Consider the following 13,360-nt stretch of genomic DNA (forward strand, 5'->3'; position numbering starts at 1 on the left):
CGCGGATTCCGATCCCGACGGCAAATATTGTTGAACAATCCTGGGGGACAGGGCATGCTGGAGGGACCGACGTGACAAGGAGCACAGCATGCCCCCCTCCGACATCGACCTCAACGCGGACTGCGGCGAGTCGCTCAGCGCCTGGGCCATGGCCGGCGACGAGGCCGTCCTGCACGTGGTCACCAGCGCCAACGTAGCCTGCGGCTTCCACGCGGGGGACCCGACGGTCGCCCGCCGGACCTGCACCGTGGCCGCCGAGCAGGGCGTGGCCGTGGGCGCGCAGGTCTCCTACGACGACCTCAAGGGCTTCGGCCGCCGCTTCATCGCCGTGCCCCGGGCGGAGCTGACCGACCAGCTGGTGTACCAGATCGGCGCCCTCCAGGCCCTGGCCCGCGCCTCGGGCACCGGGGTGAGCTACGTCAAGCCGCACGGCGCCCTGTACAACGCGATCGTCCACCACGAGGAGCACGCGGGAGCCGTGGTGGACGCCGTGCGCGACGTCGACGACGCCCTGCCCCTGCTGGTGCTGCCCGGCTCCGAGATCGAGCGCCAGGCGCGGGCGGCCGGGCTGCGCACGGTCCGCGAGGCCTTCGCCGACCGCGGCTACACGCCGCAGGCCACGCTCGTGCCCCGCACCGAGGCCGGCGCCGTCCTGCACGACGCCGACGAGATCGCCGCCCGCGTGGTGCGGATGGCCGTCGAGGGCGTGGTCGAGGCCGTCGACGGCTCCCTCGTGGCGGTGGACGCCCAGAGCATCTGCGTGCACGGGGACACCCCCGGGGCGCTGGCCATCGCCGAGCGCGTGCGCCGCGCCCTCGAGGAGGCCGGCCTGCGGGTCGGGAGCTTCCTGTGAGCGGGCCGGCCCCCGCAGGACCCCGCCCGGTCCGGCCGCTCGGCCCGCGGGCGGCGCTGGTCGAGTGCGCCGATCTGCACGACGCCGTGGCGGTGCACGCCCGGCTCGCCGCCGCGGACCTGCCCGGGCTCGTGGACTGCGTGGCCGGCGCGGAGACCGTGGTGGTGCGCACGAGCACCACCGATGCGCTGCGGGGAGTCGTCCGCGCCGCCCGCGCCGTCCCCCGCGGGAGCGCCGGGGCCGGCGGGGCCCGCACCGTGACCATCGACGTCGTCTACGACGGCGAGGACCTCGAGGCGGTCGGCGAGCTCACGGGCCTCGGCGCGGACGGGGTGGTCAGGTTCCACACCGAGCAGGCGTGGACGGCCGCCTTCGCCGGCTTCGCGCCCGGCTTCTTCTACTGCGTGGGCGAGGACGGTCCCGACGTCCCGCGCCGGGGCACGCCGCGCACCGCCGTCCCCGCCGGCTCGGTGGCCCTGGCCGGACGGTTCTCCGCCGTCTATCCCCGCAGCTCCCCCGGCGGCTGGCAGCTCATCGGCCGCTCCGCGGCCCGGATGTTCGACCTCGACCGCGAGGACCCCGCCCTGCTGCGTCCCGGGGACCGGGTGCGCTACCGGCCCGTGCGCGAGCTCGTGGAGGTCGCCGCGGCCCCCGCCCGGACCGCCCCGGTGCGGGGGCCCCACCTGACGGTCGGCGCCCCCGGGCTGCAGACCCTCGTCCAGGACGGCGGCCGGGCGGGCTCCGCCGCGCTGGGCGTGTCCCCCTCGGGCGCGCTCGACGCCGCCGCCGCCGGGTCGGCCAACCGGCTCGTGGGCAACGGCCCGGGGGCGGCGGTGCTGGAGCACCTGCTCGGCGGGCTCGAGCTGACCGCCCACGGGGAGCACGTCCTGGCGGTCACCGGTGCGCGGGCGGCGCTGACGGTCACGGGCCCGGCCCCGTGGCGGCCCCCGCCCGGCACCCCCTTCGCCCTGCGCGACGGCGAACGTCTGGCCGTCGGCACCGTGACGGCCGGGGCGCGGGTCTACGTGGGCGTCCGCGGCGGGATCGCGGTCCCGCCGGTGCTGGGCAGCCGCTCCGCGGACACGCTCGCGGGGCTGGGCCCGGCCCCCCTGGCCGCCGGCGACGCCCTGCCGGTCGGACCGGACCCGGGCACCGCCGTCCGGCCCCCCGAGCCGGCGCCCGCCCCGGCCGCGGTGCCCACGGTCCGCGTGGTCCCGGGCCCCCGCGACGACTGGTTCACCCCCGCCGCCGTGACCTCCTTCTTCGCGCAGGAGTGGGAGCTGACCGCGTCCTCCGACCGCGTGGGCGCCCGGCTCTCCGGCGAGCCGCTGGAGCGGGTGCGCACGGACGAGCTGCCCAGCGAGGGGACCGTGCCCGGCTGCGTCCAGGTCCCGCCCGCGGGCCTGCCGGTCGTCCTGCTGCAGGACGCGCCCACCACCGGCGGCTACCCCGTCATCGGGGTGGTGCACCCGGAGGACCTCGCCGTGCTCGCCCAGCTGCGCCCCGGCGGCCGCCTGCGCTTCACCCGGCTGCCGGCGCCCGATCTCGGCCCGCCGCCCGCGGAGGACCCCGAGCCCGCCACCGCGCGGGCCGAACCCGTCAGCACCGCCACCGACCCGTCCACCGACACCTCCCGGGAGTAGCACCGTGCGCAAGATCCTGATCGCCAACCGCGGGGAGATCGCCGTCCGCGTCGTCCACGCCTGCGCCGAGGCCGGCCTCGAGTCCGTGGCCGTCTACGCCGACCCCGACGCCGACGCCCCGCACGTCCTGCTGGCCGACGAGGCGTACGCCCTGGAGGGCACCTCGGCCGCCGAGACCTATCTGGACGGGGACGAGGTGCTCGCGATCGCGCGCCGGTGCGGCGCCGACGCCGTGCACCCGGGCTACGGGTTCCTCTCCGAGAACGCCGGGTTCGCCCGGGCGGTGATCGAGGCCGGCCTCACCTGGATCGGCCCCTCCCCGGAGACGATCGTGCTGCTGGGGGACAAGGTCGCCGCCCGCGAGATCGCCCGGCGCGCCGGCGCCCCGCTCGTGCCGGGCAGCGACGGCCCGGTCGAGTCGCCGGAGGACGCCCGGGCCTTCGCGCAGGAGCACGGCCTGCCGGTGATCGTGAAGGCCGCCCACGGCGGCGGGGGCCGCGGCATGCGCGTGGTCCGGGAGCTCGACGAGGTCGAGGACGCCTTCCGCTCGGCCGCCCGCGAGGCGCAGAGCGCGTTCGGCCGCGGCGAGTGCTTCGTGGAGCGCTTCCTGGACCGCCCGCGGCACGTGGAGGCGCAGGTCGTGGCCGACGCCCACGGCCACGTCGTCGTGCTCGGGACCCGGGACTGCTCCCTGCAGCGCCGCCACCAGAAGCTCGTCGAGGAGGCCCCCGCGCCGTTCCTCTCGGACGACCAGCGCGAGCGGATCGCCGCCGCCGCCGAGGGCATCTTCCGGGAGGCCGGGTACGTGGGGGTGGGCACCGCCGAGTTCCTCGTGGCCCCGGACGGGCTGATCTCCTTCCTGGAGGTCAACACCCGGCTGCAGGTGGAGCACCCGATCACCGAGGAGGTCTACGGCGTGGACCTGGTCCGGACCCAGCTGACCGTGGCCGCCGGGGACCCGCTGCCGGTGCTCGAGACCCCGGTCCCGCGCGGGCACGCGTTCGAGTTCCGGATCAACGCCGAGGACCCCGGCCGCGGCTTCCTGCCCTCCGGGGGCACGGTCGAGGCCGTCGACACCCCGACCGGCCCGGGCGTGCGCGTGGACTCCGGGGTGCACCGCGGCACCCGGGTGGCCACGACCTTCGACTCGCTGCTGCTCAAGCTCGTCGTCAGCGCGCCCACCCGCGAGCAGGCCCTCGTGCGGGCCCGCACCGCCCTGCGCGAGCTGCGGGTGCACGGCGTGGCCACCACGGTCCCGTTCCACCGCGCCGTGCTGGACGCCCCCGCCTTCGCCGGGGGCGAGGGGCTCGGGGTGTGGACCACGTGGATCGAGGACGAGTTCGCCGGCCGGCTCGCCCCGGACGCCGAGTACGCCCGCGCGGACGAGCCGGGCCGCACCCGCTTCACCGTGGACGTGGACGGGCGGCGCGTGAGCATCGGGATCCCCGACGCCCTCGCCGCGGCCCTGGGCTCCGCCCCCGCGGCGTCGGAGGCCGCCCCCGCGGGGGCGCAGCCCGCCGACGACGGCGCCGTCACCGCGCCCTTCGCGGGCACGCTCGTCTCCTGGCTGGTGTCCGAGCAGGAGGACGTGGCCGCGGGCCAGGACGTCGCCGTGCTGGAGGCCATGAAGACCGAGACCCGGGTGTCCGCGCCGCGGGCCGGCAGGATCCGGGAGCTCGCGGTGGGACCGGGGGACGCCGTGACCGCCGACCAGGTGCTGGCCCGCCTCTCCTGAACGGGCTCCGCCCCGGGGCGGCCGGGCCTCCCCGGGGGCTCACTCGGGGAGCAGCTCCTCGAGGGGCGGGGCCTCCTCGATGAGCCCGTGCTGGACGGCGAGGTCCGCGAGCTCCTGCACGGACTGCCGGTTCACCTCGGCGGGGTAGGCGGGCAGGACGAGCTGGTCGATCAGCTCCTCGTCGAGCTGCGTGTAGCTGGGCAGCACGGCCCGGACCTCGTCGGGGTTGTCCTGCGCGAACTGCAGCGACTTCTCGATGGCGGCCCGGAACGCCTCGACGGTCTCGGGCTCCTGGGCCAGCACGTCCTCGGTGGTGAAGTACACGGCCACCGTCAGGTCCTCGATCGGGAACGCGTAGTTGGAGACCGCCGAGCGCGCCCCGTCCTGCATGGCGATGGTCCGGAACGGCTCGATCGAGCCGATCGCGTCCACCTCGCCCCGCTCCAGGGCCGCCGGCATGTCGGGGAGCGGGACCTCGACGAACTCGACGTCCCCGGGGTCCCCGCCCTGCGCCTCGATGGCCGCGCGGATGGTGGTGTCGCTGATGTTGTTCAGGGTGTTCACCCCGACGGTCCTGCCCTGCAGGTCCGCGGCGTCCTGGATGTCGCTGTCCTCGCGCACCAGGACGTCGGCGAAGTCCTCGCCCTGCACCCCGGTGGAGTTGTTGGCGTTGGCGATGATCTGCAGCGGCAGCCCCTGGGACCGGGCGACGATCAGCGACGTCACGTTGCTGAAGCCGAAGTCCATCTCCCCGCTGACCACGGACGGGACGATGGCCGCACCGCCCTGGGCCTGGGTGATGTCGAGCTCCAGGCCCTCCTCCTCGAAGAAGCCCTGCTCGATCCCGAGGTAGAGGGGCGCCACGTCGGTGCTCGCGATGACGCCCACGCCGACCCTGGTCAGCTCGCCGTCCCCGGCCGCTCCGCCGCCGGACTCCCCTCCCCCGCACGCGGTCACCGTCAGGACGGCCGCCGTGGCGAGTGCTGCACCGGTCTTCTGCATCGAAGCCTCCAGGGAGTGGGTCGGACGTCCTGACAGCGTAGAGGACGGCCTGGTCCGCCACCAGGGTGCCGCCGCACGGCCGGGCGCCCCCGGGATGTCAGGATGGGGACCGATGAACACCGTGGAGAACGAGTTCCTGACGACGGCCGTCGCCCAGGCCGGGCCCGCCCCGCAGGGCGAGGCCATCCCGTGGGCGGTGGACGTGCTGCGCCAGGGCGTCGTGGCCGGCCGGCTGCCGCCCGGGACCCGGCTCTCGGAGGCCCGGGTCAGCGAGGCGCTGCGGGTCTCCCGCAACACCCTGCGCGAGGCGTTCACGATCCTGGTCGGGGAGAACCTGCTGGTGCGGGTGCCCAACCGCGGCGTCTCGGTGGCCCGGCCCGGCGCGGACGACGTGCGGGAGATCCACCGGGTGCGGCTCGCGCTGGAGACCTCGGCGCTGCGCTGGTCGGACCCGGTCCCGCAGCCGGGACTGCACGCCGCCGTCGAGGACGGCCGCGCCGCCCGCGACCGCCGGGACGTCACCGGCATGGCCGACGCGAACCAGCGGTTCCACCGCGGCGTGGTGGAGCTGGCCGGCTCGCCGCGGCAGGACGAGCTGATGTCCCGGACCCTCGCGGAGATGCGGCTGGTGTTCTACTCCATGCGCCAGGACCCGTCCTTCCACGCGCCCTGGATCGAGCGCAACGCCCGGATCCTCGAGCTCTTCGAGCAGGGCCGGCGCGAGGAGGCCGCCGTGCAGATGCACGACTACCTGGAGGCCTCCCGGCAGCAGCTGCTGGACGTCCTGGAGGGCCCCGCACCGGCCGCGCTCAGGGGACCTGGTACTGCCAGTCCGGCAGGTCGGTGACCAGCATGTGGCCCGGGGCGTGCCCGAGGGCGAACGGCACCCCGGACTCGAGCACCGCCGCCTGGGGCGTCACCCCGCAGGCCCAGAACACGGGGACGTGGCCGTCCGGGATCTCCACCGCATCCCCGTAGTCGGGGGCCCCGAGGTCCCGGATGCCCAGCTCCTGCGGGGCGCCGACGTGCACCGGGGCGCCGTGCACGGCGGGATAGCGGGAGGTGATGCGCACCGCGTCGGCCACCCGGGAGGCGGGGATCGCCCGCATGGACACGACCAGCGGGCCGGACAGCCGCCCGGCGGGCGCGCACGGGACGTTCGTGCGGTACATCGGGACGTTGACGCCCTGGTCGATGTGGGCGATCGGGATCCCGGCCTCCTGCAGGGCCGCCTCGAAGGTGAAGCTGCAGCCGAGAGCGAAGGTCACGAGGTCCTCGCGCCACACGTCCAGCAGGTCGGTGCGGGTGCCCGCCGCCTCGCCGTCCCGGTAGACGGTGTAGAGCGGGACGTCGGTGCGGACGTCGCCGCCGCCCAGCAGCGGCCCGGTCACCTCACCGGCCTCGAGCACGCCGAGCACAGGGCACGGCTTGGGGTTGCGCTGGGCGAAGAGCAGGACGTCGAAGGCCCAGTCCGCCGGGACGACGATCAGGTTGGCCTGCGCGAAGCCGTCGCACCAGCCCGACGTGGGCGTGACCAGGCCGCTGCGGAACATCGCCCGGGCGGCGCCCGGGGCCAGGGCGGCCCGGTCCCGCCGGGCCTGCGTGCTGTCCGGTCCCACGGCGATCACGCCCACAGCGCGGCGATGCCGCTGAGGGACTGGTAGCCCAGGAAGATGGTGAGCAGCCACACCACGGTGCCGATCAGCGCGAGCCACTTCGGGTACTCGTAGCCGCCCAGCAGGTCCCGCCGGCGCCAGGCCACCCACAGCAGCACCGCGAAGCCCAGCGGCAGGATGAGCCCGTTGACGGCGCCCGCCACGATGAGCAGCGTGGACGGCGCCTGGCCGAGCAGGGCGAACACGGTGGCCGAGACCAGGATGAAGGCGATGGTCATCAGGTTCCGGGTGCGCGGCTTCGTCCGGGAGGTGGTGAGGAAGGACACCGAGGTGTAGGCGGCGCCGATGACCGAGGAGATGGACGCGGCCCACAGGATGACCCCGAACAGGCGCAGGCCGACCTCCCCGGCGGCGGAGCGGAACGCCTGGGCTGCGAGGTTCTCGCCCGTGAGCTGGGCGCCGCCGGCGACCACCCCGAGGATCGCCAGGAACAGCAGGAAGCGCATGACCCCGGTGAGCACGATGCTCACCACGGAGCTGCGGGAGATCTGCTTGACGCTCTCCACGCCGGTGATCCCCGCGTCGACGATGCGGTGGGCGCCCGCGTAGGTGATGTACCCGCCCACGGTCCCGCCGATGAGGGTCGTGATGATCAGGAAGTCCACGTTCTCGGGCAGCACCACGTTGCGCAGCGCCTCCCCCACCGGGGGCCGCGAGACGAACGCGACGTAGCTCGTCACGAGGATCATGAGCACGCCGAGGACCACCACGATCCGGTCCAGGGCCACGCCCGCGCGCTTGCTGACGAACACGCCCACCGCGATCAGCGCCGTGATGATGCCTCCCCACGTGGGGTCGAGGCCGAGCAGCGCGTCCAGGCCGAGCCCGCCGCCGGCGGTGTTGCCGATGTTGAAGACGAGCCCGCCGGTGGCCACGAGCGCGGCGATGAACCAGCCGAGGCCCGGCAGCACGCGGTTGCCGAGCTCGTGCGCCTTGAGCCCGGAGACGCCGATGATCCGCCACACGTTCAGCTGCACCGCGATGTCGACGACGATGGAGATGACGATGGCGAACGCGAAGGCGGCGCCCAGCTGCACCGTGAAGTTCGCGGTCTGGGTGATGAACCCGGGGCCGATGGCGCTGGTGGCCATCAGGAAGAGGGCCCCGAGCAGGGCGGAGCGGTTCACGGCCCGCATCGCCGCGGGGCTGCTGACGGAGCCGCGACCCTCCGGGACGGGCGGGACGGGGGCGGAGCTGGACATGCGGCCTCCTCGGGACGGGGCGACCTGCGCCGGGGCACGACGCCGGCCACCCTGGACGTGGCCGCGGTCACTTTCGTGCCAGTGTAGTGATTGTTGAACAATCTGAACAGGGCCTCCGCCGCTTCTCCGCCTGGACACGCGGCGGCCCCCGGGACAGGCTGGGTCCGGATCCCCGACCCTCGACGACCGGGAGCAGCGCATGCACGACGACGGGTCCGAGGGTGCCGTGGACGTCCTGCTCCCGGCGCCGGCGTCCCCCGGGTTCCTCCGGGACTTCCTGGCCTCCCAGGCCGTGCCCGGGTGCGACGACCTCGCGGGCGGCGCCCACCGGCGCCCCGTGGTGGTGGACGGAGCGGTCCGCACGGTGACGGTCGACTGGAGGGGCCTCACGCCGGCCGGTCTGCCGGTGCGCGTCGGGCCCGGGGCGGCGGAGACCCTGGAGCCCGTGCTGGAGCGGGTGCGCCGCTGGCTCGGCGAGGGCACGGAGTCCCCCGCGGCGGACCGTGCCCTGGCGGCCGACCCCGTGCTCGCCGCGGACGTGCGCGCCTGGCCCCTGATCCGGCTGCCCGGTGCACCGGACGGCTTCGAGACGGCGGTCCTGACCGTACTGGGGCAACAGGTCTCCCTCGCCGCGGCCCGCACCTTCGCCGGTCGCCTGGTCCGCCACCACGGCACGCCCGTGACCGGCGGCGCCACCGCCTTCCCGACGGCCCGCCGGATCGCCGGGACGGACCCGGCCCGGCTGCAGCGGGACGTGGGCGTCACCACCCGCCGGGCCGCGACCGTGCACTCGCTCGCCGTGGCGGTCCGCGACGGACTCGTCCTCGACGCCCCGCCGGGACGTGCCGGCGCGCCGGCCGGGGAGGACGCCGCCGTGCTGCGCGAGCGCCTGCTGGCCCTGCCCGGCATCGGCCCGTGGACGGCCGGGTCGATCTCGCTGCGCGTCCTGGGCGACCCCGACGTCTTCCTGCCCCAGGACCTGGTCCTGCGCCGCGCGCTCGGGGCGGCCGGGGCGGCCGCCGCCGCGGCGACCGCGTCCGCCTGGAGCCCCTGGCGCAGCTACGCCGTGATGCGGCTGTGGGCCCGCGCGGCGTTCCCGGACTCGGCCGCCCTGCCCGCCGGCGGGGACCGCGCAGCGCCGGGCGACCCCGGCCCCACCGCGGGCCCCGGAGGGTCCGGGGCCCGCTGAGCCCGGCCGGCGGCGCGGGCCTGCCGCGCGGGCCGGCTGCTACGCCGAGCCGGGCACGAGGTCCCGGCTCTCGGCGAAGTGGCAGGCCGCCGGGTGGCCCTGGCCACGGTCCACGAGCTCCGGCTCCTGCTCGGCGCACACGTCCTGCGCCTTCCAGCACCGCGTCCGGAACCGGCACCCGGAGGGCGGGTTCGCGGGACTGGGCAGGTCGCCGCTGAGCATGATCCGCTCGCGCCCCCCGCGCAGGGCGGGCTCGTGGACCGGCACCGCGGAGAGCAGGGCCTGCGTGTACGGGTGGGCGGCCCGGTGGTAGATCGCGTCCCGGTCGCCCGTCTCCACCACCTTGCCCAGGTACATCACCGCGACCCGGTCGCTGAGGTGGCGCACCACCGAGAGGTCGTGGGCGATGAAGAGGAAGGACAGGCCGAACTCGTCCTGCAGGTCCTGCAGCAGATTGATGACCTGCGCCTGGACGGAGACGTCCAGGGCCGAGACCGGCTCGTCGCAGATGATCACCTCAGGGCGCAGGGCCAGGGCCCGCGCGATCCCGATGCGCTGCCGCTGGCCCCCGGAGAACTGGTGCGGGTACCGGTTGGCGTAGTCGGGCCGCAGCCCCACCCGCTCCAGCAGCTCCCGGACCGTGGCCGCGCGGTCCTGCCGCGCCACCGCGTTGGGGTGCACCTCCCAGGCCTCGGCCACGATGTCCCCCACCGTCATCCGCGGGTTGAGGGACGAGTAGGGGTCCTGGAAGATGATCTGCACGTTGCGGCGGTACTCCCGCAGCTGCCGCGAGGACATCGCGGCCACGTCCCGGCCCTTGTACAGGACCTGGCCCGCGGTGGGCTGCTGCAGCGCCATGATGAGCTTCGCCACGGTGGACTTGCCGGAGCCGGACTCGCCCACGAGCCCCAGGGTCTCCCCCGGGCCGAGGGTCATGCTCACGCCGTCCACCGCCTGGACCTGGCCCACGGTCCGCCGCAGCAGCACCCCCTGGGTGAGGGGGAAGTGCTTGGTGAGCCCGCGCAGCTCCAGGAGGGGCGCGTCCGCCGTCGTCGTCGGCCGGGTGTCACTCATGCTGGAGCTCCTCGCTGTAGTGGCACGCGGCCGTCCGGCCCGGCACGACCTCGCGCAGCACCGGGACGTCCGCGGCGCAGTCCTTGCCCGGCGCCGCCGTCCGCCCGAACCGCGCCATGGGGCAGCGCGGATGGAACGCGCAGCCGGCGGGAATGGCGGAGAGGTCCGGCGGGGTCCCGGCGATGGGCAGGAGCCGCTCGCCCTGGGACTCGAGGCTGGGCATCGAGGACATCAGCCCCCGGGTGTAGGGGTGCAGGGGCGCCGAGAGCACCTCGTCGACCGTGCCGTTCTCCACGATGCTGCCCGCGTACATCACCGCGACCCGGTCGGCGACCTCGTTGACCACCCCCAGGTCGTGGGTGATGAGGATGACGCCCATCCCGGTCTGCGTGCGGAGCTCGGTGAGCAGGTCCATGATCTGGGCCTGGACGGTGACGTCGAGGGCGGTGGTCGGCTCGTCGGCGATCAGGATGTCCGGGTCCAGGGCGATGGCCATCGCGATCATCACGCGCTGGCGCATGCCGCCGGAGAACTGGTGCGGGAAGTCGCCCACGCGCTCCCGGGCCGCGGGGATCCCCACGCGCTCCATGAGCTCGATCGCCCGGGCCTTCGCCTCCTGCCGGGAGGCGCCCCGGTGGGCGCGGAACAGCTCGCCGATCTGGTGGCCCACGGAGAAGACCGGGTTCAGCGCGGAGAGGGCGTCCTGGAAGACCATGGCGATGCCCGGCCCCCGCACCGCCCGCTGGTCCCGGCGGCTCATGCCCAGCAGGTCCTCGCCGTGGAAGCGGATCTCGCCGTGCGTGATGCGGGCGGGCGGGATGTCGAGGATGCCCATGACGGCCTGGGCGCTGACGCTCTTGCCGGAGCCGGACTCCCCGACGATCGCGAGGGTCTCGCCGGCCCGGACGGTGTAGCTGATCCCGTTGACGGCCCGGACGGTGCGCCGGCGGGAGCGGAACTCCACCGCGAGGTCGTCGACCTCGAGCACGGGGTCCGCCGCGCCGCCCGGCGGCACGGGGGCGGGGGTGGGGGCGGGGACGGAGGAGGGTGTCATCGGCGCAACTTCGGGTCGAGGGCGTCGCGCAGCGCGTCGCCCATGAGGATGAACGAGAGCACGGTCAGGGACAGGAACAGCGACGGGAACAGGATCAGGTGCGGGGCGTCGCGCAGCCTGTTCTGCGCCGCGTTGATCTGCAGGCCCCAGGAGATCTCGGGCAGCTGCAGGCCCACGCCCAGGAAGGTGAGCGTCGCCTCGGAGGCGATGATCGTGCCGACCGCGATGGTGGAGTAGACCAGGACGGGCGCCACGGCGTTGGGCAGGATGTGCTTGGTGAGGATCCGGCCGGTCCGCGCGCCCAGCGCCCGGGCCGCCTGGACGTAGTCGGCCTCCTTGACCCCGATCACGTTGGAGCGGACCAGGCGCATGGCCGTCATCCAGCCGAACGCGATCAGCGCGAGGGAGACCTCGAGCACCCCGCGCTCGGGCAGCACGGAGAGCAGGATGATGGCGCCCAGGATGAGCGGCAGGCCGTAGAAGATGTCGGTGATCCGGGCGAGCAGCGAGTCGAGCCAACCGCCGTAGTAGCCGGCGAGCGCGCCCACCACCACGCCGATGGCCAGGGTGCCCAGGACGGCGAGGAAGCCGATGGCCAGGGAGATGCGCGCGCCGTGCACCACGTTCGAGTAGTAGTCGCAGCCCTGGACGTCGTAGCCGAACGGCGCCCCGGGCTGCGGGCCCTCCCCCGAGCGGCCGAGGCTGCAGGCCCGCGGGTCCACCGAGGTGAACACCTGCGGGGCGAGGGCCATCACCGCGAACACGACGAAGAGCAGGGCCCCCACCAGGAAGAAGGGGTTGCGGAGCAGGCCCTTCCAGGCGTCCCGCCACAGGCTGACCTGCTCGATGTCCCCGGCGGCCGCCGCCGAGGCGATCTCGTCGGCGCGGTCGTCCACGCGGTCGGAGAAGGTCTCGTGGTGGGCGTCCCGCTCCTCGCGGACGCTCTCCGGACGCGGCTCATTCATAGCGGATCCTCGGGTCGAGGGCGGCGTAGAGGACATCGACCACCAGGTTGAAGAAGATGTAGAAGAAGACGAACAGGGTGACGATGCCGACGACGACGGCGCCCTCCTGCCGCAGCACCGCGTCGTAGACCGCCCGGCCGAGACCGGGGATGTTGAACACGGACTCGGTGACGATGGCCCCGCCCATGAGGGCGCCGAGGTCGGCGCCGATGAAGGTGACCACCGGGATGAGGCTGTTGCGCAGGGTGTGCTTGCCGACCACCGACACCTCGCTGAGACCCTTGGCGCGCGCCGTGCGCACGTAGTCGCTCTGCAGGTTCTCCGCGAGGCTCGTGCGGGTCAGCCGGGCCACGTAGGCGAGCGAGAGCGCCGCGAGCACGAAGCCGGGCAGGACGTAGCTGTACCAGCCGTCCGAGATGCCGGCGATGGGGAACCAGCCGAGCCGCACGCCGAAGACGTACTGGGCGAGGAAGCCCAGCACGAACACCGGGATGGAGACGACCACCGTGGTCGAGACCAGCACGAGGTTGTCGAAGAAGGACCCGCGCCGCAGGCCCGCCAGCACGCCGGCGAGGATGCCGATGAGGATCTCGAAGGCCACGGCCACGAGGGCCAGCCGGGCCGTCACCGGCAGCCGGTCCACGATCGTGTCGAGGACGGGACGGCCCGAGAAGTCGGTGCCGAAGTCGCCCTGCACCAGGCCGCCCAGGTACTTGGCGTACTGGATCAGCAGCGGGTCGTCGAGGTTGTACTCGGCGCGCAGCTGCGCCTGCACGGCCTCGGACAGCGGCCGGTCGCCGGCCAGCGCCCGGATGGGATCGCCGGGCAGCGCGTAGACCATCGAGAAGATGAGCAGGGACGCGCCCAGCAGCACCGGGACGGTCAGCAGCAGACGGCGGAGGACGTACCGCCCCATGGGTCTCCTTGTGTGTGCGGAGGTGTTGCGCGGACAGGTGGGCCCGGGGCG

The 13,360-nt window shown here is 74.7% G+C and carries 12 protein-coding genes; 5 read left to right on the forward strand and 7 right to left on the reverse strand.

The features are described from left to right. Positions 1-88: 88 nt before the first annotated feature. From AC6CH6_RS16645 to AC6CH6_RS16655, 3 genes are read left to right on the forward strand one after another with little or no spacing between them, the layout of a single operon-like run. The gene (locus AC6CH6_RS16645; RefSeq protein WP_035923428.1) at positions 89-853 is read left to right on the forward strand and encodes a LamB/YcsF family protein; all 765 of its coding nucleotides are present in this window, start codon (positions 89-91) and stop codon (positions 851-853) included. Beyond that, on the forward strand, positions 850-2,496 hold the full coding sequence (locus AC6CH6_RS16650) for a 5-oxoprolinase subunit B/C family protein (RefSeq protein ID WP_498255967.1): 1,647 nt from the start codon (positions 850-852) through the stop codon (positions 2,494-2,496). Before AC6CH6_RS16645 ends, AC6CH6_RS16650 begins: the two co-directional genes overlap by 4 nt. A gap of 4 nt (positions 2,497-2,500) precedes the next feature. After that, complete coding sequence (locus tag AC6CH6_RS16655) at positions 2,501-4,231, forward strand: acetyl/propionyl/methylcrotonyl-CoA carboxylase subunit alpha (RefSeq protein WP_498255968.1); 1,731 nt, start codon at positions 2,501-2,503, stop codon at positions 4,229-4,231. 39 nt (positions 4,232-4,270) lie between these two features. Here AC6CH6_RS16655 and AC6CH6_RS16660 read toward each other — a convergent pair whose 3' ends face one another. Further along, complete coding sequence (locus AC6CH6_RS16660; RefSeq protein ID WP_498255969.1) at positions 4,271-5,233, reverse strand: ABC transporter substrate-binding protein; 963 nt, start codon at positions 5,231-5,233, stop codon at positions 4,271-4,273. Positions 5,234-5,345: 112 nt separating this feature from the next. On the opposite strand from AC6CH6_RS16660, the gene AC6CH6_RS16665 reads away from it, so the two are divergent. Then, positions 5,346-6,080 carry a GntR family transcriptional regulator gene (locus AC6CH6_RS16665; protein ID WP_368812829.1) on the forward strand — a complete coding sequence of 245 codons (735 nt, stop codon included), beginning with the start codon at positions 5,346-5,348 and terminating at the stop codon, positions 6,078-6,080. Here AC6CH6_RS16665 and AC6CH6_RS16670 read toward each other — a convergent pair. Continuing rightward, positions 6,043-6,786: a putative hydro-lyase gene (locus AC6CH6_RS16670; RefSeq protein ID WP_240722498.1), complete on the reverse strand. Its 744-nt coding sequence runs from the start codon at positions 6,784-6,786 to the stop codon at positions 6,043-6,045. The two genes, AC6CH6_RS16665 and AC6CH6_RS16670, sit on opposite strands and share 38 nt — an antisense overlap. 71 nt (positions 6,787-6,857) lie before the next feature. Then, positions 6,858-8,111, reverse strand: coding sequence for an NRAMP family divalent metal transporter (locus AC6CH6_RS16675; RefSeq protein ID WP_498255970.1), 1,254 nt, complete (start codon positions 8,109-8,111; stop codon positions 6,858-6,860). 199 nt (positions 8,112-8,310) lie between these two features. On the opposite strand from AC6CH6_RS16675, the gene AC6CH6_RS16680 reads away from it, so the two are divergent. Further along, on the forward strand, positions 8,311-9,300 hold the full coding sequence (locus tag AC6CH6_RS16680; protein WP_498255971.1) for a DNA-3-methyladenine glycosylase family protein: 990 nt from the start codon (positions 8,311-8,313) through the stop codon (positions 9,298-9,300). 39 nt (positions 9,301-9,339) lie between these two features. On the opposite strand, the gene AC6CH6_RS16685 is transcribed toward AC6CH6_RS16680, so the two are convergent. From AC6CH6_RS16685 to AC6CH6_RS16700, 4 genes are read right to left on the reverse strand one after another with little or no spacing between them, the layout of a single operon-like run. Beyond that, entirely contained in the window at positions 9,340-10,374 is a 1,035-nt protein-coding gene (locus AC6CH6_RS16685; RefSeq protein WP_133409879.1) for an ABC transporter ATP-binding protein, read from the reverse strand. Beyond that, entirely contained in the window at positions 10,367-11,428 is a 1,062-nt protein-coding gene (locus tag AC6CH6_RS16690) for an ABC transporter ATP-binding protein (RefSeq protein ID WP_498255972.1), read from the reverse strand. Before AC6CH6_RS16690 ends, AC6CH6_RS16685 begins: the two co-directional genes overlap by 8 nt. After that, positions 11,425-12,393 (reverse strand): ABC transporter permease, encoded by a 969-nt coding sequence (locus AC6CH6_RS16695; protein WP_109221407.1) that lies wholly within the window; start codon positions 12,391-12,393, stop codon positions 11,425-11,427. The genes AC6CH6_RS16690 and AC6CH6_RS16695 overlap by 4 nt, the downstream gene beginning before the upstream one ends. Beyond that, entirely contained in the window at positions 12,386-13,309 is a 924-nt protein-coding gene (locus AC6CH6_RS16700; RefSeq protein ID WP_095650241.1) for an ABC transporter permease, read from the reverse strand. The genes AC6CH6_RS16695 and AC6CH6_RS16700 overlap by 8 nt, the downstream gene beginning before the upstream one ends. Positions 13,310-13,360: the final 51 nt, after the last annotated feature.

This window comes from Kocuria sp. GQ42, from assembly GCF_059758435.1.

Coding starts and splice junctions, on each gene's coding strand:
- AC6CH6_RS16645 (WP_035923428.1), top strand. CDS start 89: ATGCCCCCCTCCGACATCGACCTCAACGCGGACTGCGGCGAGTCGCTC.
- AC6CH6_RS16660 (WP_498255969.1), bottom strand. CDS start 5,233: ATGCAGAAGACCGGTGCAGCACTCGCCACGGCGGCCGTCCTGACGGTG.
- AC6CH6_RS16665 (WP_368812829.1), top strand. CDS start 5,346: ATGAACACCGTGGAGAACGAGTTCCTGACGACGGCCGTCGCCCAGGCC.
- AC6CH6_RS16670 (WP_240722498.1), bottom strand. CDS start 6,786: ATGTTCCGCAGCGGCCTGGTCACGCCCACGTCGGGCTGGTGCGACGGC.
- AC6CH6_RS16675 (WP_498255970.1), bottom strand. CDS start 8,111: ATGTCCAGCTCCGCCCCCGTCCCGCCCGTCCCGGAGGGTCGCGGCTCC.
- AC6CH6_RS16680 (WP_498255971.1), top strand. CDS start 8,311: ATGCACGACGACGGGTCCGAGGGTGCCGTGGACGTCCTGCTCCCGGCG.
- AC6CH6_RS16685 (WP_133409879.1), bottom strand. CDS start 10,374: ATGAGTGACACCCGGCCGACGACGACGGCGGACGCGCCCCTCCTGGAG.
- AC6CH6_RS16690 (WP_498255972.1), bottom strand. CDS start 11,428: ATGACACCCTCCTCCGTCCCCGCCCCCACCCCCGCCCCCGTGCCGCCG.
- AC6CH6_RS16695 (WP_109221407.1), bottom strand. CDS start 12,393: ATGAATGAGCCGCGTCCGGAGAGCGTCCGCGAGGAGCGGGACGCCCAC.
- AC6CH6_RS16700 (WP_095650241.1), bottom strand. CDS start 13,309: ATGGGGCGGTACGTCCTCCGCCGTCTGCTGCTGACCGTCCCGGTGCTG.